The sequence below is a fragment of the Martinezella lusitana genome (assembly GCF_014207095.1).
In the GTDB taxonomy this organism is placed as follows: domain Bacteria; phylum Pseudomonadota; class Alphaproteobacteria; order Rhizobiales; family Rhizobiaceae; genus Rhizobium; species Rhizobium lusitanum_B.
Genome location: NZ_JACHBG010000007.1, coordinates 81072 through 102113, shown reverse-complemented (window position 1 = coordinate 102113; position 21042 = coordinate 81072). Strand labels below are relative to the sequence as shown.

Annotated in this window: 22 protein-coding genes; 11 read left to right on the top strand and 11 right to left on the bottom strand. The window is 59.5% G+C overall.

Features of this window, described 5'->3' with window-relative positions; translation table 11 throughout:
* Positions 1 to 45: 45 nt before the first annotated feature.
* From ada to nadE, 3 genes are all read right to left on the bottom strand, one after another.
* A complete protein-coding gene (gene ada / locus GGD46_RS16675) occupies positions 46 to 1134 on the bottom strand; it encodes a bifunctional DNA-binding transcriptional regulator/O6-methylguanine-DNA methyltransferase Ada (RefSeq protein WP_184705809.1) in 1089 nt (362 codons plus the stop codon).
* 276 nt (positions 1135 to 1410) lie between these two features.
* Positions 1411 to 1866, bottom strand: a complete 456-nt coding sequence (locus GGD46_RS16670; RefSeq protein ID WP_184705807.1) for an ester cyclase — start codon at positions 1864 to 1866, stop codon at positions 1411 to 1413.
* A 246-nt stretch (positions 1867 to 2112) separates the two neighbouring features.
* Positions 2113 to 2928, bottom strand: coding sequence for an ammonia-dependent NAD(+) synthetase (gene nadE, locus GGD46_RS16665; RefSeq protein WP_184705805.1), 816 nt, complete (start codon positions 2926 to 2928; stop codon positions 2113 to 2115).
* Positions 2929 to 3063: 135 nt separating this feature from the next.
* On the opposite strand from nadE, the gene GGD46_RS16660 reads away from it, so the two are divergent.
* The 6 genes from GGD46_RS16660 to GGD46_RS16640 all read left to right on the top strand — a co-directional run bounded on the left by GGD46_RS16660 (position 3064) and on the right by GGD46_RS16640 (position 7408).
* A complete protein-coding gene (locus tag GGD46_RS16660; protein WP_184705803.1) occupies positions 3064 to 3456 on the top strand; it encodes a hypothetical protein in 393 nt (130 codons plus the stop codon).
* Between the two features lie 93 nt (positions 3457 to 3549).
* Positions 3550 to 3777, top strand: a complete 228-nt coding sequence (locus GGD46_RS33800) for a hypothetical protein (protein WP_246806344.1) — start codon at positions 3550 to 3552, stop codon at positions 3775 to 3777.
* Complete coding sequence (locus tag GGD46_RS16655) at positions 3774 to 5222, top strand: TolC family protein (RefSeq protein ID WP_184705801.1); 1449 nt, start codon at positions 3774 to 3776, stop codon at positions 5220 to 5222. The genes GGD46_RS33800 and GGD46_RS16655 overlap by 4 nt, the downstream gene beginning before the upstream one ends.
* 13 nt (positions 5223 to 5235) lie before the next feature.
* A complete protein-coding gene (locus GGD46_RS16650) occupies positions 5236 to 6582 on the top strand; it encodes a multicopper oxidase family protein (RefSeq protein ID WP_184705799.1) in 1347 nt (448 codons plus the stop codon).
* Positions 6583 to 6617: 35 nt separating this feature from the next.
* Entirely contained in the window at positions 6618 to 7097 is a 480-nt protein-coding gene (locus GGD46_RS16645) for a plastocyanin/azurin family copper-binding protein (protein WP_184705797.1), read from the top strand.
* A gap of 26 nt (positions 7098 to 7123) precedes the next feature.
* Positions 7124 to 7408, top strand: a complete 285-nt coding sequence (locus GGD46_RS16640) for a copper-binding protein (RefSeq protein WP_184705795.1) — start codon at positions 7124 to 7126, stop codon at positions 7406 to 7408.
* 88 nt (positions 7409 to 7496) lie between these two features.
* On the opposite strand, the gene GGD46_RS16635 is transcribed toward GGD46_RS16640, so the two are convergent.
* From GGD46_RS16635 to GGD46_RS16615, 5 genes are all read right to left on the bottom strand, one after another.
* The gene (locus tag GGD46_RS16635) at positions 7497 to 8774 is read right to left on the bottom strand and encodes an L-fuconate dehydratase (protein WP_184705793.1); all 1278 of its coding nucleotides are present in this window, start codon (positions 8772 to 8774) and stop codon (positions 7497 to 7499) included.
* A 91-nt stretch (positions 8775 to 8865) separates the two neighbouring features.
* Complete coding sequence (locus tag GGD46_RS16630) at positions 8866 to 9810, bottom strand: ABC transporter substrate-binding protein (protein WP_184705791.1); 945 nt, start codon at positions 9808 to 9810, stop codon at positions 8866 to 8868.
* Between the two features lie 92 nt (positions 9811 to 9902).
* The gene (locus tag GGD46_RS16625; RefSeq protein ID WP_184705789.1) at positions 9903 to 10904 is read right to left on the bottom strand and encodes an ABC transporter permease; all 1002 of its coding nucleotides are present in this window, start codon (positions 10902 to 10904) and stop codon (positions 9903 to 9905) included.
* Positions 10901 to 12421: a sugar ABC transporter ATP-binding protein gene (locus GGD46_RS16620; protein WP_184705787.1), complete on the bottom strand. Its 1521-nt coding sequence runs from the start codon at positions 12419 to 12421 to the stop codon at positions 10901 to 10903. Before GGD46_RS16620 ends, GGD46_RS16625 begins: the two co-directional genes overlap by 4 nt.
* 9 nt (positions 12422 to 12430) lie before the next feature.
* On the bottom strand, positions 12431 to 13162 hold the full coding sequence (locus tag GGD46_RS16615; RefSeq protein ID WP_184705785.1) for an SDR family oxidoreductase: 732 nt from the start codon (positions 13160 to 13162) through the stop codon (positions 12431 to 12433).
* Positions 13163 to 13310: 148 nt separating this feature from the next.
* Here GGD46_RS16615 and GGD46_RS16610 point away from each other — a divergent pair, with 148 nt between their 5' ends.
* Positions 13311 to 14009 (top strand): FadR/GntR family transcriptional regulator, encoded by a 699-nt coding sequence (locus GGD46_RS16610; protein ID WP_184705783.1) that lies wholly within the window; start codon positions 13311 to 13313, stop codon positions 14007 to 14009.
* A gap of 172 nt (positions 14010 to 14181) precedes the next feature.
* On the opposite strand, the gene GGD46_RS16605 is transcribed toward GGD46_RS16610, so the two are convergent.
* Positions 14182 to 15186, bottom strand: a complete 1005-nt coding sequence (locus tag GGD46_RS16605; RefSeq protein WP_184705781.1) for a DUF4105 domain-containing protein — start codon at positions 15184 to 15186, stop codon at positions 14182 to 14184.
* A 371-nt stretch (positions 15187 to 15557) separates the two neighbouring features.
* A complete protein-coding gene (locus tag GGD46_RS16600) occupies positions 15558 to 16469 on the bottom strand; it encodes a LysR family transcriptional regulator (protein ID WP_184705779.1) in 912 nt (303 codons plus the stop codon).
* Positions 16470 to 16584: 115 nt separating this feature from the next.
* On the opposite strand from GGD46_RS16600, the gene GGD46_RS16595 reads away from it, so the two are divergent.
* Positions 16585 to 17946 (top strand): MFS transporter, encoded by a 1362-nt coding sequence (locus tag GGD46_RS16595; protein WP_184705777.1) that lies wholly within the window; start codon positions 16585 to 16587, stop codon positions 17944 to 17946.
* A gap of 34 nt (positions 17947 to 17980) precedes the next feature.
* Positions 17981 to 18379, top strand: a complete 399-nt coding sequence (locus GGD46_RS16590) for a DUF4440 domain-containing protein (RefSeq protein WP_184705775.1) — start codon at positions 17981 to 17983, stop codon at positions 18377 to 18379.
* A gap of 162 nt (positions 18380 to 18541) precedes the next feature.
* Here the strand turns inward: GGD46_RS16590 and GGD46_RS16585 are convergent, their stop codons facing one another.
* Positions 18542 to 18940: a VOC family protein gene (locus GGD46_RS16585; protein ID WP_184705773.1), complete on the bottom strand. Its 399-nt coding sequence runs from the start codon at positions 18938 to 18940 to the stop codon at positions 18542 to 18544.
* Between the two features lie 94 nt (positions 18941 to 19034).
* On the opposite strand from GGD46_RS16585, the gene GGD46_RS16580 reads away from it, so the two are divergent.
* Positions 19035 to 19748: a YafY family protein gene (locus GGD46_RS16580; protein WP_184705771.1), complete on the top strand. Its 714-nt coding sequence runs from the start codon at positions 19035 to 19037 to the stop codon at positions 19746 to 19748.
* A gap of 258 nt (positions 19749 to 20006) precedes the next feature.
* A complete protein-coding gene (locus GGD46_RS16575; RefSeq protein WP_184705769.1) occupies positions 20007 to 21041 on the top strand; it encodes an ABC transporter substrate-binding protein in 1035 nt (344 codons plus the stop codon).
* The last annotated feature ends 1 nt before the right edge of the window (position 21042 follow it).

The window sequence follows — 21042 nt, the reverse complement described above, 5'->3', positions numbered from 1 at the left end:
TTCGATATGAGGCCAGCCGCTTATTCGGGATAGGAGGTGTAATCCTCATACCGATGCCGTCTTCAGCGCTTCACGCTCAAGGAGCGCGCGCTTGCGATCCACACCCCAGGCATATCCGGAAAGCGCACCATCGTTGCGCACCACCCGGTGGCAGGGTATCGCCACGGCGAGATTGTTGGCAGCGCATGCGCCCGCGACCGCTCGTACGGCCTTCGGCGCGCCGATGCGGCGTGCAATCTCCGCGTAAGACACATGATTGCCAACGGGAATTTCCTGCAAGGCCTGCCAGACGCGCCGCTGAAACGCCGTCCCGCGCACGTCCAGGGGCAGATCCAGGCCGACAAGCGGATTCTCGACAAATCCCACGACCCGCGCGATCAGTGCCTCATAGTCGCGGTCAGCGCCGATCAGATGAGCTTTCGGGAAACGATCCTGCAAGTCGCGAACCAGCTCGTCAGGATCGTCACCCAAAAGGATCGAGGCGACGCCCTTTTTGCTCGAGGCAACCAGGATTGCCCCGAGCGACGTCTGTCCGACCGCAAACTTGATCTCCTCATTTTCGCCGCCACGACGATATTGTGTCGGTGTCATGCCAAGCATGCCCGTCGATTTTTCGTAAAAGCGACCACTCGAATTGAAGCCTGCATCATAGATCGCCTCGGTGACGCTATTGCCAATATCGAGACTCTCGCGAACCTTCTTGGCCCGGTCGGCTGCGGCGTAGTCCTTTGGTGTGAGGCCTGTCGTCGATTTGAAGAGGCGATGAAAGTAACTCGGGCTGCGGTCCAAGGCACCGGCCAGCGTCTCGAGGGAGGGCTCCTCTTCGCTGTCTTCGATCATACGGCAAGCCCTTGCGATGAGCGCCGCATTCCCAGATTCGAGCGATAGACCGTCGGGATTGCAGCGTTTGCACGGACGAAAACCCGTTGCCCGGGCGCTTTCCAGCGTGTCGTGGAGTGCGACATTCTTTGGGTTCGCCGCGCGGGATGGGCAAGATGGGCGGCAATAGACGCCTGTCGTCGAAACAGTGTACCAAAGCTCGCCATCCGCCGCCTTGTCGCGCGCCACGATGCGTGCCCAGCGTGGATCGTCTGCCACCGGAAGCCTCCGGGAAAGCGGGAAAATCGTCGCCATACTGATCATTGCCGTCTTTTCGTGTCGTTGCAGATTGAGTTCGACCCCAAGCCGTACCCATCACCGCAATCCTTGCTTTCAAATGGGACTGTCGACCACCCGATTCTTGCGACCAAGGCATATGGTTTGCGCGGGATGGAGGGAGCGCCGGATAGCCATTGCATCAATGTTCCCCAAGATTTTGCACCAGGCGCGACTTGCTGCTGAAGCCTCTCCCTGGATGGGTCGCTCTGCTTTGGAAATATGGCGCCGTGCCCGAGCAGCACGGCACCATGTTTACCCTCTGGTGGCACTGACAAGACCAAGCTGGGTCATCGCCGTCAGACCATCATCCAGGCCGATCTCTTCGACGATCTTGCCGTCGACGACCTTGAGGACGGTCGTACCGGTAAACCGCATCGTGCGACCGGTCGCTGAGGGCAGGACGCCGATCAGGAAATCACCGAATGCTGGACCGGTATGCGTGCCGCCGCCTTCCCACTGGCCAACCACATAGTCGCCTTCGGCGATCAAATCAGCGGTGCCCCAGAAGTTGAGGTCGGGGAACGCAGCCCGAAAGTCGGTCATGAACGCCTTGATGTCGTCGCGACCGCGACGCGGCTCATGCAGTGAGTACTTCAACAGCATGTCGGGCGCTGCGATCTCATCGATAACGGCAAGATTGACATCCTTGCCCCAGAACTCGGTAAACCAGCGGCCGACAATGGCCTTGTTATCATCTTGCCTGCTCATAATGACGGATCCCTTCGTCGATCTTGATGGATCATCGAAACCGCTCGATGACCTGACAAAAGGAATATGTGAGCAGGAAAGGCGCCGAACTCCGCTTCTTGCCCTTAAACGGAAATGTCGAAGCAAGCGCAGAGGTCAGCGTTGCGCCGCGGGCATTGGCGGCAGCAGTTTCGCACGCAAGGCCACTATGCAGTCTTGCTGGACTTGCCTTTGAGCCGCGCCCGTAAACTGGACGGCCTTGATCGATTAAGGGGTGACCGGGAGCGCACGTTTGTGCCGCGAGTTTCGATAGGTGGTCAGGATACGGTCGTATGCCCGTCCATCGATAGACCGCCCTTCCAGAAAGTCGTCGATCTGATCGTAGGTCACCCCATAGGCGTCCTCATCAGGCCGCAAAGGAGCATTCGTCTCCAGATCCGCCGTCGGCACCTTGAAAATCAGGCTGTCCGGTGCGCCCAGCACCTTGGCGACGGCTCGGACGCGGCGCTTATTCAGCCCGGCAAGCGGAAGGATGTCGGAAGCTCCGTCGCCGAACTTCGTGAAGAAGCCCATGAGCGCTTCGGCCGCGTGGTCTGTGCCAATGACGAGGCCACGAATGGCGCCAGCGATTGCGTATTGAGCAATCATCCGTTCGCGCGCCTTCACGTTCCCGTGATGAAAATCCTCACGCTCGCCTCCAAGAATACCCGGTGCGTCACGCTTGATCTCGGCAATCATGGCGTCGGCAGCCGGCTTGATGTTCACCGTTACGGACCGGTCGGGCCGGATTGTCGCCAGGGCGGCCTGCGCATCGGCTTCATCCGCCTGCACGCCATAAGGCAACCGCATCGCGACGAATTCGCAGGCATAACCGCTGTCACGCAGCCTGCTTACTGCCGCCTGCGCGAGAAGAGCCGCCGTGAGGCTGTCGATCCCGCCGCTGATGCCCAGAACATAGGCCCAGGCGCCGCTATTGCGTAGATAATCCGCCAGGAATGCCGTGCGTCGCTCGGCTTCCGCCCCGGCGTCAAACTGCGCGGCCACGCCCAGTTCTTCGATAATCGCGGCTTGCTCGTCCTGCATCCAGGTGCTCCCTCATGAAATTCAAGAGGCTTGATATCTTGAGGAACGGCTTCGGATCAAGTCATCGCGGCACACCACGAATCTTGGTCGCGGTCGATCTTGAAAACGGCAAGGTTTGATTGTAGCGATGTCGACATGGGAAAAGCCTATCGAATCGCACTGAGCAAATTGCTTCTTGTCGTGCGGCTAGCGATGATCGTATCGCTGGCGGGCTATACGCTGTCCAACGCAAATGCAGCCATGCATGGATCGGCATTTCCCGAGATCCGCGCCGAGAGGCAGATGGATCATGGCGATCATCGCACCACGCAGGCCGATCTTGCCGGCGACCATCATAGCGATGCATCCGATCTCGGTAAGAACAAGGCCGGCAAACAGGAATGTTGCAAGGATTTCTGCGTCAGCTTCGGCATTGTTTGCGGTGGTTATGAGGTCGGCGGATTTACCGTGTCTTCCGTCCGGCAATTCATCGACGATCGGCATATGCTTGGCGAGCAGCCCAATCTCGATCGCCCCCCGAATATCTAAATAGGATCTGCCCGCATCTGACGGGTTCGCATGGCCTTTGCGGAGAGTGTTTCCGCGGATGCCATTGGCAATTTCCTATCTGGATTTCTAAAGATGAGACCTTCCATTGTCGTGGTGGGGCTGCCTCTATTCGTGGGCGGCTGCGCATCCACTTTTCCTCCTGACGTCATCGCATCGGCGGGTGTCGAACAGACACGCTCTGTCACACCTGTCCGATATCAATCCCCGGTCTCGGGTTATGTTTTCCGCACACCGACCGATCCAAAACCGTGGCGCCGGCAGAATGATCAGCAGTCTCCGATGAAGGGAGATGCGTCATGATCCCAATTCGAAGACTTGTAGCGACTTTGGCATTCCCAATCATACTCGGCGGCTGCGTCAGCGGCGCCGAGTATGCCGGAAAGCAAGCTGGTTTTTCGACCGTGTCGGCGACAACCAGATCCGTAGTCGTAAAAGACGCCATCTGGGTGCAAAACCAGGAACAGGCAAAGGCACTGACTGCTCGCACCAAGGTGCTTCTGTCTCGCGAGAAGACGCTTGGCGTCGAAACGGCGGTTCAGATCGCGCTCATCAACAATAAGGGCCTTCAGGCCGCCTATGCCGATCTCGGCGACAGCGCCGCCGATGCGTGGCAGGCGACCATGCTACTCAATCCGACGGCTTCCGTTGGCCTGAAGGGCATTGGCACGCCTGAGCTTGAGGCGTTCAGGACAATCGAGGGGGCACTCACCGCCAATATCCTCGCGCTGATCACCAAGAAGCGGGATGTCGCGCTTGCCGACACACGTTTTGAGCAGGCGCAGCTGAATGCTGCGCTCGCGACGCTCGGCCTTGCCGCCAACACGCGTCGTGCCTGGATCACGGCGGTAGCGGCCGACGAGAATGTCGCCCAGTTGCAGATAGCACAGACATCCGCCGATGCGGCTTCCGAGCTTGCAGAAAAGCTCGGCGAAACCGGTGGAATGGCAAAAGGCGCCCAGGCGCGTGAGCATGCATTTGCAGCCGAACTCGCCGGCGAAACCGCTAAGGCGCGCCTGGCCGCACGGCTCGCAAAGGAAGACCTGACGCGGCTACTCGGACTTTGGGGAGCAGACACGAGCTATCGCCTGCCGAACCGGCTGCCATCCCTGCCAAAGACGATCGCCCAGCGCGATACGATCGAGGCGAATGCCCTTCGCAACCGTATCGATCTGAAGGTCGCTCGATTGGAGCTCGAGGCCTCCGCGCAGTCCTACGGCCTGACGGAAGCAACCCGCTATGTCACGGATCTGGAACTCGTGACCGGGCTTGAAGCAGAGCGAAGCCGCGAGGATGGGGTAAGGAAGGTCGATTTCTCCGGATCGGCGGAGATAGGCTTTGCCATTCCGATCTTCGACACCGGCAAAGCACGCATGCGGAAGGCAGAGCTCGCCTATATGCGCTCGGCCAACCAGCTCGCGGAAAAGGCTGTGACTATCCGCTCGCAAGCGCGATCGGCCTACCAGGCCTATCGATCGAGCCTCGATATTGCACGTCACTATCGCAACAACGTCGTGCCGCTACGCAGCCGTGTCGCGGAGCAATCACTGCTCACCTACAACGGCATGATCACAAATACGTTCGAGCTGCTCACCGATACGCGTGAGAAAATCAACGCCACCCTGCTGTCCGTCAACGCCAGACGCGACTTCTGGCTCGCAGACGCCAATCTCGCGCCCGCCATTTATGGCGGCGGACCTTCGTCGGCAGCCGCAGAACCGGCCATGGCCGCCGGCTCCGACGAGTAGAAAGGAAATCTCGATGTTCAACAGAAGACAATTGTTCGGAGCGGGAGCGGCATTGCTGGCCGCCGGCGCCTGGACCAAGACCTCCGCCATGGGCCTGCCGGATGCCGCCACCATGGCATCGGCCGACATGCAACCTCCCATCCACCCGACCTCGGGGCCGGACTACCAGCCGGTCGTCACGCTCAACGGTTGGACCCTGCCCCACCGCATGAATAACGGTGTCAAGGAATTCCATCTTGTGGCCGAGCCTGTCGAGCGGGAGATGGCCAACGGCATGACGGCCTATCTTTGGGGCTATAACGGCCAGTCGCCGGGCCCGACGATCGAAGCCGTCGAAGGTGACCGCGTGCGCATCTTCGTCACCAACAAGCTGCCGGAGCACACGACTATCCATTGGCACGGCATGATCCTTCCGTCGGGCATGGATGGGGTCGGTGGCCTGACGCAGCCGCATATCCCTGTCGGCAAGACCTTCGTCTATGAGTTCGATCTCGTGAAGTCTGGCACCTTCATGTATCACCCGCATTCGGACGAGATGGTCCAGATGGCTATGGGCATGATGGGCTTCTTCGTCATCCATCCGAAGGACCCGAAGTTCATGCGGGTCGACCGCGACTTCGTCTTCCTCCTCAATGCCTACGACATCGAACCCGGCTCCTACGTGCCGCGCGTCATGGAAATGACCGACTTCAACATGTGGTGCTGGAACAGCCGTGTCTTTCCCGACATCAGTCCGCTCGTCGTCTCAAAAAATGACCGCGTGCGTGTCCGCGTCGGCAACCTGACGATGACCAACCATCCGGTCCACATGCACGGCTATGATTTCGAGGTGACATGCACGGATGGAGGCTGGGTTCGACCGGAAGCGCGCTGGCCCGAGGTCAGCATCGACATACCCGTTGGCGCCATGCGGGCCTATGAATTCGACGCGAAATACTTGGGAGACTGGGCAATCCACTGCCACAAGTCACACCATACGATGAACGCCATGGGACATGATATTCCGACCTTCATCGGCACCGACAAATCGAAGCTCGCGAAAAAAATCCGTAAACTCCAGCCCGACTACATGCCCATGGGCACCAAGGGCATGGCCGATATGGGCGAAATGGAGATGCCCATACCCGAAAACACGATCCCGATGATGACCGGCTGGGGGCCGCATGGCCCGATCGAAATGGGCGGAATGTTCTCGGTAGTGAAAGTCCGCGAAGGCATCTCCGCGGACGATTACGCCGACCCGGGCTGGTACGAAAACCCTCCGGGAACGCAGGCCTGGGAATGGACCGGTGAACTGCCGGACCAGACCAGAGCAAAGGATGCCAAGACCCAGATTACCCCGAAGCCGCATCACGGATAACGGCCGGATATTTCACAACCATGAAAGGATCTCACATGAAGACATTCGCAATCGCAATCATCGTCGCAGCATTTGCCGGCCCGGCATTGGCATCGGGAACGCATGCTGGCGGTCATGAGGCAAAGATGGCCGTCGGCGAGCCCGGCGACAAGGCCAAGGTAACGCAGACCATCCGCGTCACCATGAAGGAAACCGATGACGGCAAGATGCTCCTTCAGCCGGCAGTCATCAAGGTCCGCAAGGGACAGACGATCAGGATCGCACTCAAGAATGCCGGCCAGTCCGACCACGAATTCGTGCTCGACCAGGAGGACAAGATCCTTGAGCACAAGGCCGTTATGGCGAAATTCCCCGAGATGGAACATGCCGACGCCAACTCGATGCGGTTGGCGCCCGGTGCATCTGGCGAAATCCTCTGGAAGTTCACCAGCGACGGCGAGTTCAAATTCGCCTGCCTTATCCCCGGCCACTATGAGGCGGGCATGCACGGCGACGTATCGGTATCCGCCAATTGAAACTTTGAGAGATAGGAGACATCAGTATGAAAAATCTGGTCAAAATTGCTCTTGCCGCCGCCCTCACCATCAGTGCCGCCGCAGGCGCCTATGCGCAGGAATTTACCAAGGGCGTGGTCACAAAGATCGATGCCAAGACGAACAAAGTCACGATCAAGCACGAGCAATTGAAGAACCTCGACATGCCAGCCATGACGATGGTGTTCCGCGCCGATGATCCCGCCATCCGCGCGAAACTGAAGAAGGGCGCGAGCATCGAATTCGTTGCCGAGCGAGTGGACGGTAAGCTAACGGTTACTCAAGTTAAATAACGTGCAGCGGCTGGGCGCCAACGGTGCCCAGCCGCATCCGGTTCCGATCAAGCGACTGGATAAGCCGTCAGTCCTGGCCGGATTGGCCTCAACCAGCCTTGAAGCGATAGTCTTCGCGCGACTGTGCCTTCATCTCGATCGAGAAACCCGGTGCAGCTGGCGGCATATAGGCTGCATCCTTGATCACGCATGGATGGAGGAAATGCTCGTGCAGATGATCGACATACTCGATGACCCTGCCCTCTTTCGTCCCGGAAACGCAGAGATAGTCGATCATCGACAGGTGCTGGACATACTCGCAAAGCCCGACGCCGCCGGCATGCGGCCAGACCGGCAATCCGTATTTGGCAGCGATCAGCAGGACAGCGAGAACCTCGTTGAGGCCGCCCATGCGGCAGGCGTCGATCTGCACGATGTCGATGGCGCCCTCGGCGATGAACTGCTTGAACATAATGCGGTTCTGGCACATCTCGCCGGTTGCGACCTTCATCGGCGCGATTGCCTGGCGGATCTTGCGATGCCCGGCAACGTCATCCGGGCTTGTTGGCTCTTCAATGAAGAGCGGCTTGGAGAATGCCAACTGGCTCAACCAATCGATCGCCTGCGGCACATCCCAAACCTGATTGGCATCGATCATCAGGTTGCGGTCGGGGCCGATAATCTCTCTGACGATCGTCAGGCGGCGGATGTCGTCCTCCAGATCGCGCCCGACCTTCATCTTGATGTGATTGAAGCCGGCATCGATCGCTTCCTTGCACAGACGCCGCAGTTTTTCCTCCGAATAGCCCAGCCAGCCCGCCGATGTCGTATAGCAGCGATATCCCTCGCGCTTTAAGGTCGCGATCCGGTCGGCCTTGCCGGCTTCCGCCCGCTTCAAAATATCGAGCGCCTCGTCCGGTGTCAGGACGTCGGTCAGATAGCGGAAATCCACGATCTTCAGGATTTCTTCAGGCGTCATATCGGCCACAAGCTGCCATACGGGCTTGCCTGCCTCTTTCGCCAGCAGATCCCAGATTGCGTTGACGACCGCACCAGCCGCAAGATGCATGGCTCCCTTGTCCGGACCGATCCAGCGCAACTGGCTGTCGCCTGTCAGCCGGCGCCAGGCTGCACCCGGATTTGCACGGACCTCGTCAAGATCGAGCCCGACGAGAAGATGACGCATGGCCTCAATCGCCGCGCAGCAGATCTCGTTGCCGCGGCCAATAGTGAAGGTCAGCCCATGTCCATCAAGACCGCGATCGGTTTCCAAGATGACATAAGCAGCCGAATAGTCAGGGTCCGGATTCATCGCGTCCGAACCGTCCAGATGCTGCGAGGTCGGAAAGCGTAGATCTAGCACCTTCAGATCGGTGATGACGGTCATAAATATCTCCTGGGGCGACGGCGACGCCCGGCACATCTGGCCGGATGCGGATAAAGAGGGGCACCGGCCCTGGCCGGCGCCCCGTTTGCGATTACTTGTAGAGAACGGCGGCGATCTTCGGATCGTCGATGTTCGACTTGTCGTACCAATAGAAGCCGGTATCGATATGTTTGGTCAGCTTCTCACCCTTGGTGGCTTTCACCGCCGCCTCGACGGTCTTGTAGCCGATACCGACCGGATTCTGGGTGATGGAGCCGGCGATCGTTCCATCCTTGATCGCATCGATCTGACCGGCACCGGAATCGTAGCCGATGACCACAACCTTGCTTTCGGCTTCCTTCTTGCCGATGGCGACGCCGAGCGCTGCGCCCTCATTGGTGCCGAAAATGCCCTTGAGCTTCGGATGCGCCTGGATGATCGCCTTGGTGATGTCGGCCGATTTCGTGTGGTCGCCGCCGCCATACTGGATGTCGACGATGGTGATCTTCGAATACTTGGCCGCAATCTCGCCCTTGAACCCTTCGACACGATCGACGCCTGTGGTGCTCGTCTGATCGTGCCCAACGATTGCGACTTCGCCCTCGCTGCCGATCAGCTCAGCCATCTTGTCGGCGGCAAGCGCTGCCGACGCCTTGCTGTCCGTCGAGGCCGTGGTCAGCGGATAATCGCTATCGACGCCGGAATCGAAGGCGATGATCGGAATACCTGCATCCTTGGCCTGCTGGACCAGCGGAATGGCGGCCTGGCTGTCGAGCGCCGCAAGGCCGAGAGCAGCGGGCTTCTTGGCAAGGGCCGCCTGGATCATGTCGAGCTGCTGGTTGATGGCGGATTCGCCCTCAGGTCCCTCATAGCTTACCGTTACGTCAAGGTCCTTGGCGGCCTGTTCGGCGCCCTGGCGCACGGCCTGCCAGAACTGATGCTGATAACCCTTCGAGATCAGTGCGATATAGGGCTTGTCAGCGGCCTGGGCCATGCCGACGGTGCCGAGGAAAGCGGCTGCGGACATAAGCCCGACAATAGTACGTCTAGTAATCATAACTCCTCCTGTGGGTTAAATTCGATGGGCTTGCATGCGGGCGTTCTGCCTCTTTTTGACTGTCTTAACTCTCGACGGGGGCAGTCGGGCGATCAGGCCTTCCTGCGCCAGAAGATGTCCGAATAAACAGCGAGAATGATGATGAGCCCGGTCACCATGACCTGCTTTTCGGAGGCCATGCCGTAGAGGCGCAACCCGTATTGCACCACGCTCATAACGAAGGCGCCGATCATGGTGCCGAGCACAGTCCCACGTCCTCCGGCAAGCGAGGTCCCGCCGATGACAACGGCGGCGATAGCATCGAGCTCGAAGCCCATGCCCTGTGCCGGCTGGGCAGAATTGCCGCGCGAGGCAATGAGCAGTCCTGCGATCGCACAGATGCCGCCGGCGACCGCGTAGACCGCCATTTTCCAGCGATCGACATTGACGCCCGACAGGCGCAGCGCCTCTTCGTTCGAGCCCAGCGCAAAGATGAAGCGGCCGAACAGCGTGTTGGCGAGGACGAAGGCGACCACGATCGCGACGATCGCCATAATCAAGGCGCTGTTGGCGATCGGCAGACCCGGAATGATGTCCTTGATGATCGAGCCGCTGGCAATCTGCTGGAATTCCGGCGACTGGGTAAAATAGATCGGCTTGGTGTTGGTGATCTGGAGCGAAAGCCCCTTGTAGATCAGCATCATGCCAAGCGTGGTGATGAAGGGAGGGATCTTGGCATAAGCAATCAGGAAGCCGGATATGCCACCGCACACCACGCCGGTGAGGATCGCGCCGACCACGCCAAGCGGCATCGGCAGGCCGAGCCAGGTGATGAACACACCGGCTGCAACCGCGCAGAAGGTCATCAACGTACCGATCGACAGGTCGATGCCGCCGGTGATGATGATCATGGTCGCGGCTATTGCAAGCGTGCCGTTGACGGCCGTCGAGGTGAGAATGTTGGTCAATGTGCTGACCTGAAGGAAATCCTCAGGCTTCACTGCGGCGAAGAGGACGATCAAGACGACCAAGCCACTGAAAGCCAGAAGCTTCTGTCTCGAATCGGAAAACCGTTCTTTCAGCGTTCTCTCGTCGCCGTCGACGTTCGAGGTCATTTGCTTCTTCCTTCTGTGATGGCGCCGTCGCGCAGCGTAGCCAGATGCATGATCTCCTCCTGGGAGGCCCCTGCCGGCAGAAACCCCGTCAGCCTGCCCTCGCACATGACGGCAATGCGATGGCTGAGCCGCAGGACCTCGGGCAATTCGGACGAAATGACGATGATCGCCTTGCCCTCTGCGGCAAGCTCGTTCAGCAGGCGATAGATTTCAGACTTGGCGCCGATGTCGATACCGCGTGTGGGCTCGTCGAAAATCAGAATGTCGCAATCGCGCAGCAACCATTTTGCAATAACCACCTTCTGCTGATTGCCGCCGGACAGGAAGCGTACTTCCTGGCGATCGGAAGGCGTCTTGATGGCGAGGTCGCCGATATAGCGCCTGGCGATGCGCTGCATCGCGCTTTCGTTCAGAAGGCCGCCGCTTCGCACAAAACGCGACATGCTTGCCATTGCGATATTGTTGCGGACGTCCATGCCGACCAACAGGCCGTAGCGCTTGCGGTCTTCTGAGAGATAGCCAATGCCGGCCCGCACCCCGTGTTGAGGCGAGCGGATGCGCACGGGCTTGCCATGCACCAGCACCTCTCCGGAAACCAGCCGGTCGGCGCCAAATACGGCCCTCGCGACTTCCGTGCGGCCAGCCCCCATCAAGCCGGCGAAGCCGAGAATCTCGCCACGTCGCAGCGTGAAGGAGACGTCGCGCACCATCGTTCCGCGATTGAGCCGCCGCGCCTCGAGTACGATCGGGCTTTGCGAAAGATCCGGCGGGGTTGCGAGCTCACTGGTGATTTCCCGCCCGACCATCATCGAGATGATCTTGCCGACCTCAGTGGTCTTGGCATCGACGGTATCGACGTAGGAGCCGTCACGCATGACGGTCACCCGATCAGCGATGCACTTTATTTCGTCCATCTTGTGGGAGATGTAGACAATGCCGACGCCTTCGCTCTTCAGCCGATTGATGATGTCGAAGAGGTCGTTGACCTCAGCATCATTCAGAGCCGCCGTCGGCTCATCCATGATCAGGATTCGCGACCGATAGGAGAGCGCCTTGGCGATCTCGACCATCTGCTGCTTGGCGATCGTCAGGCTCTCGACCATGGCCCTTGGGTCGAGATTGAGCCGCATCGAGCGAAATATGTCGCGGACCCGCTCATTGAGCTTGCGCTCATCGAGCAGCAGTCCGAAGGCACGACGGGATTCACGTCCGATCAGGATATTCTGGGCCGCCGTCAGATGCGGCATCAGAATAAGTTCCTGATGAATGATGCCGATGCCGGCGTCCCGCGCCTTTGCCGGTGAGTTGGTGTCGAACTTCTGACCGTCGATCGTTATCTCGCCTGCATCCGCCTGATAGATGCCGGCGAGTATCTTCATCATCGTCGACTTGCCGGCGCCATTTTCTCCCATAAGCGCATGCACTTCGCCGGGGCGCAGCTCGAAGCGGGCATGCTGGAGCGCACGCACGCCCGGGAATGTTTTGTCGATACCGGTCATGGAGACGAGAGCGTTCATCTTATCGCCTCAAGCCGTCCAGCCGCCATCGATGACATGGATTTGTCCAGTCGTGTAGGTCGCGCCGGCGAGATAGAGGGCAAGATCCGCAACCTCTTGCGCGGTCCCGATGCGGCCGATCGGCTGCCGGGCGATGAATGCGCGGCGGGCCGTCTCATAGTCGCCGGTCGCACGCAACCGCTCCTGTAGTGACGGGCTGTCAACCGTGCCGGGACAGATCGCGTTGCAGCGAATGCCGTGCGCGACATAGTCCCCGGCGATCGATTTGGTCAGCCCGATCACAGCTGCCTTACTGGCCGAATAGACAAAGCGGTTCGGAACGGCTTTCACCGACGATGCGACGGTCGCCATATTAATGATCGCGCCATCCTTGCGCTCGATCATGCCCGGCAATACCGCCTTGATCGTGCGCACCTGAGCTTTCAGGTTGAGATCGAGCGCGAAATCAAGTTCGGCCTCGGTGCTTTCAAGGATCGTCCCGCCATGAACCACGCCGGCGCAATTGAACAATATGTCGATGCGGCCGATCTCGGCGACTAAGGTGTCCACCGCCGCCGTATCCAGAACATTCAAGATCCGCGTTTCTATCCCGGATAGGCCGCCCAACTCGTCGAGCACATCCTTGTTGATATCGGTCGCATAGACGCGGCCGCCAGCGGCGGCAAAGGCCAGAGCGGCGGCGCGGCCAATACCTTGCGCTGCAGCCGTCACGAGACATGTCTTGCCCGTTAGATCCGTCATATCCGCTCCTCCGCCAGACAGCCTTTTCGTGTCGCTGACTGCTCAACTACGGTACAGCCACCTTGCTGTCAAGTGGCCTGACCACCAGGAAGGTAAGTTGACAGCGAACTTCGTTTCTTCCAAATATCTGCGATCAGCGGGACACCACATGACTATGAAACTTCAAGCCGTATCGAACCGGAAACTATATCTTCAAATTGCAGATCAGATTCGCGAGCAGATCGCCGACGGTACCGCACGGCAGGGCGATCAGCTTCCGTCCGAGCGCGAGCTTGCTTCGAGCCTCGGCGTATCCCGACCGACAGTGCGAGAGGCACTGATCGCGCTTGAAGTTGCCGGATTAATCGATGTACGCGTCGGCGTCGGCGCTTTCGTCAGCGCCCCGAACCAACCCGTCAACAGTCTTCCAGAAACCGGTCACTCGCCGCTTGAGGTCATGGCCGTGCGCCGCCTGCTGGAACCCGCGGCTGCCGCTTCAGCGGCTGAGAATATCGACGAAGCCGGAAAGGCAAGACTCGTCGCGATCGCCAAGCGGATGCGCGCGGAGACGAAGAGCGGCTCCTGGTCTCCCGAGAACGACCGCGCGCTGCACCTGACCGTGGCTGAGGGCAGCGGCAATGCGCTGCTACGCGAGTTGCTGGATCAATTGTGGAATTCCAGATCGGATGATGTCGACGAAAGGTTCCACCGGCATCTTGCCGATATGGAGAGTGTCCGCCAGCATATTATGGCCGACCATGATCGCGTCGTGAAAGCCATCGTCGCTGGCGATCGACAGGCGGCACGGGACGCCATGGACGCCCATCTCGCCTTTGTCGAAAACGCCATGCTGACCATCTGGGATTGAACCGCAGATTGGAGCCTGTCGGCACTGGCCTCTCCGGTTATTTTACAGAATGCGCTGCAATGCCGGTCAGTCTGCAACAGGCTGTTGTTGGTGACCGGCGAAAACAAAGGCGCTCGCGGCTGAGCAAGAGTGACAAAGCGAGACCGAACGCGCTCGCAAGGTGATCTCGCCGCTATTTGTTCGGGTCCGGCACTCCCTCTCTGATTTTTGCCGAAAAACCCGGCATCAGGCCAAACGCCTTTGCCCGCTCGTTGATGCGCGAACGCTCGCGTAGCTCCGCCAGCGGCAACCTGGTATCGACACGCTGCTGATCGTAGAGATAGCCGGGCAGATAACCATTGACCAGCAGACGCCAGTCGTTCGGCACATTGGCGCCGACGAGTCGTAAAATCCGAACGATTGCCGTCGTGCAATTGGTCGTGATCGAATTGTAGAATTGCGGTTCGGCGGCAAGCGCATTTGCGTCGTTGACATAGCCGACCAATATCGCCCGAATATCTTCGGGCGGCACCTTCAAGCGATAGAGATACACGTCCTCGCCGCGCACGTTGATGCGCAGGCCGATGACGTCGCGTTCGTCGGCTGCAATCACGATGAGTGTATCGGTCTTGAAAGCATCGGCAATCGGCGAATAGGATCCGCCCACCGGATACCTAACTTCAATGGACCAGGCAATCTGTTCACCGTCTTCGAAGCCGAAGCTCATCATCGTATGCGCCATGGTGGGGCCGGCCCAATAGGACATGAACAGGTCGACGCTGCGCAACTTCGACAGATCGTAGCTGCGCGTTTCCCATTTTTCGGTATGGTCGGTCTTGGAACGCCAGTCGAAATTGCGCACACCGGTCAGAACCAAGCGATCGCCTTCGATCTTGCCGGTTACTTGCTGCGCATCCTCCGGCTCGAAGGTGACGTCATGTGGCGGCGTGATGGTGCTCCACCAGATCAGAACCGCGGCAAATGTAGCGGCAAAGATGACAAAGACGAGCCAGCGCAGTCTCGTAAACAGGGCAATGAGTGTCAATAATCCGAAGATGCAAAAGAGCGCGGCAACGGCGATGGGGCCGGGTTGCGGCATCTGCAGGCGGTAAAAAGCTGCGAGCGCCGTCCAGATGCTTGCCAGGAGCACGGCCAGAAACAGGAACGTAACGACGACAAAAAGACCAAAGCGGCGCATGGAAACTCCGAGATGTGACATCGTCTTGTATTACCACGGCCACGCGACTTGCGTCGTAGGATCCGCAAGTGTTGCAGGGACGTGCCGAAAATGAAAGCTGGACGCCACAACAACCCTACGCGCTCTTTTGTGGACCATTCGCCGCCAGGGCGCAATTCCGACAACAGCTGTCCCCAGCAGATGAAAGCGTCGGCCTCAGCTGTGATGCGACCGAGGGGGCAGGACATCCGGCCATGCCTCGCCTAGCCAATTTCCTTGGATTTGATTGCCAACTGCCGGGCATCCGACGGAGTTTTTTGAGGCGTGCCGCCACCTGATCGGGAACCAGAACATGGTGTGGAGTAACGATCGCTTTGCGCGCCATGGCGAAGTCAACGGCCGACATGATCCTTGAGGAAGCGGAGCCAGGCCCGGATTTTCTGCGGAACCACGGGTACGGGCAGATGCATCGCGTAGATCTGCTGATCGGGGAAGCGATAGGATGGCAAGACGTCGACCAGCGCTCCGCTGCCAAGTTCCGGCGCGACGAACCAATCCGGCAGAAGCGCAAGCCCTGCGCCCGAGACCGTCAGTGCCTTGACCACCGATGCGTTATTGACCAGAAACCGAGACCTGCGCGGCACCTCGAACGGGCATTCGCGCCCGTGACTATCGAACATGGTCCAGCTCTTCACATGTTCGACGGTGGCATTGCTTATGTGCGGCAGCATACCCAACATCGCGGGAGTGTCGACAATGCCCCGCTCAAAACTGGCAATGAGCCCGGGCGAAGCAACTGGCCTCAGCCGATATGTTGCCAGGTGCACACCCGCATAGGGCGACGTCTGGAATTGTTCGTTGCGCCCCATGCGGATCGCCACATCGAAACGCTCTCGCAATAGATCGACATTCGTCGAGCCCGCTTCGAACTGGATATCGAGATCCGGATGAAGGGCGGCGAATTTCTGAAGCGCCGGAGCGATCACGGAGGCGCCATATTCCACCGTTGATGTCAGCCGCAAACTCCCGCTCAGTCCCGTTTGGGCCATGCGCGCCTCGGAAATCGCGTCGTCGGCTTCGTTGAGGATGCGAAGGCAGCGCGCATAGAATCGCTCACCCGCATCGGTAAGGGCAAGGCTGCGCGTGGTGCGATGGAGAAGCGTGACCCCCAATTCGCTTTCAAGCTGCTTGACATTGAAGCTGACGGCAGCTCTGGCCTGATTGAGCTTCCGGGCGGCAGCCGTGAACGATCCCGTTTCCACGACAGCACGGAAAACCGTCAGTCGATCAAGACTAACACCCATTGTTTTCCTCCAATTGGTAAGAATTTTCGACAGATGATGTCGAATTGTATCGCCTATGCGTGCAACAGGAAAGGAAATATCCGGGTAAGCGTGATCTCAATCAAAGGCTTTCCCCTTGTCTGTCCGCTCCCGCATAGCCACCCTTTACCTCCTGGGCTTCGCTGTCGATCTCGCCAACATGTTCATCTTCAACGCCGCTCTGCCAGCACTGCAACGAGAGCTCGACGCATCGGTCGCGCAGCTTGCCTGGGTCGGCACCATCTACATGCTCGGCCTGACGGTCGCGATTCCTGTGGGGAGCTGGCTCGCGCGCCGCGTCGGTGAGCGTCGCGTCTTCATCTCCTCGCTGCTCGTCGTGGCGGCAGGCGGCATCGGCGGAGGTACCGCCACCGGGATTGCAGCACTTCTCGCCTGGCGACTGGTACAGGGTTTGGGCGGCGGGCTGCTCGTACCGGTCGGTCAGAGCATGGCCTATCGGGCTTACCCACCGCAGGACCGCGCCCATCTGACGGCGGTGGTCATGACCGTTGCACTGCTGGTGCCGGCACTCTCACCCGCCATCGGTGGCATCGCCGTGGATCATCTGTCCTGGCGCTGGGTATTCATCTGCATTGCACCGCTTGCTGCGGCGATTGCTGCCCTGACCCTTGTCTGGGCGCCAACTGACAGACCAAGCGAATCCAGACCAGCGCTTGACATTGCCGGCTTCCTGCTGAGCGCCATCACCTTGTTCTGCCTGCCCCTTGGATTGACCCTCATTAGCCAAGCAGGAAGCGCCCCTCACGCTGCAGTCGCGCTTGCAGTCGCGATCGCAGCGGGCGCAGCCTATGTCCATCATGCGCTTCGCTCGCGCGAGCCGCTGCTCGATCTGCGCCTGCTGTCCGATCCGATGCTCAGAACCGGCAGCATAATCTATCTCTGCGTACCGGGCGTGTTCACGGGCGTGAACCTGGTCGCCTCGCTTTACCTGCAGAATCGTTTGGGTCTGACCGCCACCGAGACCGGAATGCTGATGCTTCCATGGGCCGGCGCATCCTTCGTCGCGATCATGTCAACCCGGCGGCTATTTGCGTCGCAAGGCCCAAGGCCACTCTTCCTCGCTGGAATTGTTGTCACGTCGCTTGGCGTACTGCTGTTGGCCACACCATTTGCCGGGCTGCCGATGGTGAGAATTTTATCCTTTGCCGCTATGGGCTTCGGAGCGAGCCTTTGCACGAGCACGGCGCAGACGGCGGCCTTCACGTCAGTCCGGACGGACCGGATGGCGGAGGCAAGCGCGCTTTGGAACATCAACCGGCAGCTCAGCTTCTCGCTCGGTGCAAGCGTGCTCGGCGGCTTGCTCGGGCTGCTTCTCGCAGGAAGCGACAATGCGGGCGATCCTGCGCCGTATCGGTCCTGCTTTGTGATTGCGGCCCTTCTGATCGTTCTTCCATTGCCCTTCGTTCTGCGCCTGCAATCCGGCGACGGGCACGCCTGATCATCGTCCAACCTCATCCGGCAAGGAGCCTGATATGACTGACACCAACAAACTGTTCGAGGAAATCATCGAGACCTGTGCGGCAATAGAAGCGTGGTTCACAGCGGAGGCGCAGCCCGCAGATCTCGCCCTGCTGCTCGACCGTTTCTCACCAGAGTTTCGCATGATCACCATGCAGGGGGGCGTTCTCGACAAACAGGCCGTGACCGATTTCTTTGGCCCGCTGCGCGGGAAAAGCCCAAAGCTGCGCATAGTGGTCGACGAAATCGAGATCGTCAGGCAATGGACTGACGGGGCTTGCCTCACCTATCGCGAAACGCAATCGGATGCAGATGGAATTCAAAGCGTCAGACGCTCGACCGTCGTGCTCGAAGCACTCCCCGACCAACCACCACGGTGGCGGCATCTGCAGGAAACACAGGTCTCGGCCTAGGTCAACTCGACGTGACCCTCCGACAGTGTTTGATGGTGGTCGAATGACGAGTATGCGACGGCAACCTTACGTATCGAACGCTGGCGGATTTGCTTGCATACTCGGTCGGAACATGAAGAGGGCGGCGCAACAGCCGCCCGCTTCTTCGACGATGGTCCGATGTCAACGGGTGGCAAAACGCTGCTTGGCGGCATCGGTGACGGGCGTGTAAAGACTGACAAGCGTGCCTTCCGGATCGCGCAATTGTGCCGCCTTGTTGCCCCATGGCATCATTTTCGGCTCGTGCACGATGTCGGCCCAGTCCTTTAGCCGCAGGAAATCGCGATCGACGTCATCGACCTGAAACTCGATGATCAGCGAGCGATTGGCTCGGGGCTCGGCACTTCCCTCCTTGAACAGGGCGACAGTCTCCGCGCTTCCGATCGCAAGCGCGGCGGCGGGGGTAACGATTTCAGCAAAGACGGGTGCCAGCCACTCGGCCTTCTGGCCGGTGAGTGCTTCATAGAAGCTGACGACCTTCTTGATGTCTGCTGCGATCAGGCGGGTGGATGCTAGTTTCATCGGCTACTCCTTCGGCGCGTAAGATGCTGGGCGCCTCGAAGACCCTTGTCGCACGGGCCTGTTGCCACCATACTGGCAGCAGGAGTCAGTAAGCATGCGTCGTGCCGATCGTTTGTTTCAAATCATCCAGATCTTGCGCAGGTCGAGCAGGCCGGTGACCGCTGCTGCACTGGCGGAGGAGCTCGAGATCTCGAAACGCACGGTTTATCGCGATGTAGCGGATCTCATGAGCCAGCGGGTTCCGATCGAGGGAGAAGCCGGCTTCGGATACATCCTCTCGTCCGATTTCGACATGCCACCGCTCATGCTGACACGCGAAGAGATCGAGGCGGTAATGCTCGGCGCACAATGGGTGGCGGGACGAGCCGACAAGGCTCTTGCCAACGCCGCTCGCGATGTCGCTGCGAAGATCGCCGCGATGGTTCCCGAACACCTGCGCCCCTACATTGTCGAACCGAGCGTCGGCGCCAAGCCCGCAATCCAGCAACCCGAAGAGGAGAGCATCGATCCGTCGCTGCTTCGGGCCGCCGTGCGCGAGGGGAGGAAACTTCGGCTGCGCTACCGATCGGACGCAGGTGAGGAAACGCTGAGAACCGTATGGCCCGTTATCCTCGGCTACGCGGAGACCAGCCGGATTCTGGTGGCGTGGTGCGAGCTGCGCCAGGGTTTTCGCCATTTCCGCACCGATCGGATCCTTGCAGCTGACATGCTCGAGGAAGGGCATGGCCTTCGTCCCGGCGAGCTGCGCCGCCGCTGGTCTTCCTGGCGAGATGCGAGCCTACAGCAATCCAAACGCACCGCAGATTGAGTGGCAGGAGCAATCGCCGATCCGGCCCCCTTGCAAGTCTCGCCTCATGCCGTCCGTGGAATAAGAGTTAAGGCGGCATCCCACCCATCAGATGCCCCATTTGTCCAATGTCGTCCATAAGGGATAGCGTTGCCGTTTCGGCAATCGATAATACGCATAATTGTTCTTTATTAGAACGCTAAATTCCCGCATCATCACATCATTGGTGGATAACGAGACGAAAAGTCCGATCGCCCAATCAAAAGGGGAACTGTCAGAATGTCTCAATTCATGATGAATCGCCGCCGTTTTCTCTCCAATGCTGCGTTGGTCGGAGGCCTCGCCGCAACCCAAACTTTCGTTGGCGTCCGTGCCGGCAAGGCGGCCGATGTCGCCGAGGTTCGCATGCAGCTCGGCTGGCTTGCTTCCAACGGCCTGCTGGGCGAGGTTACCGCGCAGAAGAAGGGTTTTTTTGCCGAACAGGGCATCAATCTCACCATCATTCCCGGCGGCCCGAATGTCGATGGCGTCGCCGGCGTTGCCGCCGGCCAATCCGCGATCGGCCAGATCTCCTCAAGTCCGTCAGTTATGCTCGCCCGTTCCGCCGGCATGCCGGTCAAGGCGTTTCTTGCCGGATACCGTAAGCATCCATTTACATATTTCTCGTTGAAGAAATCACCGATCCGTGAGCCGAAGGATATGATCGGCAAGACGATCGCCACACAGCCGACCGCATTCATTCTTCTGCGTGCCCTCCTCGCTCAAAACGGTATTCCGGAGGACAAGGTGAAGATGGTCAATATGGGTTCCGACATGAACCAGCTGATCACCGGTCAGGCCGATGCCGTAACCGGCTGGGTGACGAACACCAATGCGCTGAAGGTGCTCGGAGACGAGCGCGTCGACATGATGCTCTGGGATGCGGGCCTGAAGCTCTACGCAAACGTCTACTACACGACCGACGAGCAGCTCGACAAGCATTCCGACGTGCTGGTGCGCTTCACCACGGCCGCCGCCAAGGGCTGGGGCTATGTGCGCGACCATCCGGAAGAAGCCGTCGACATGCTGGTTGAGGCCTATCCCAATCTCGACAAGGCGAGCGAGCTCGGGGCCGTCCATTCAGTCATCGACTTCTCCTTCGGCGACAGCACCAAGCAGACCGGCTGGGGCGCGATGAACAAGGACAATTGGGCCGCCCAGATCAAGGCCTATGCCGATCTCAAGCAATTTACCGGTGCCACACCGACCGTCGACGACGTCGCCACCATGGCGATCCTCGACGCGACATCAGAAATCCGCAAGCAGATCGGGTGAC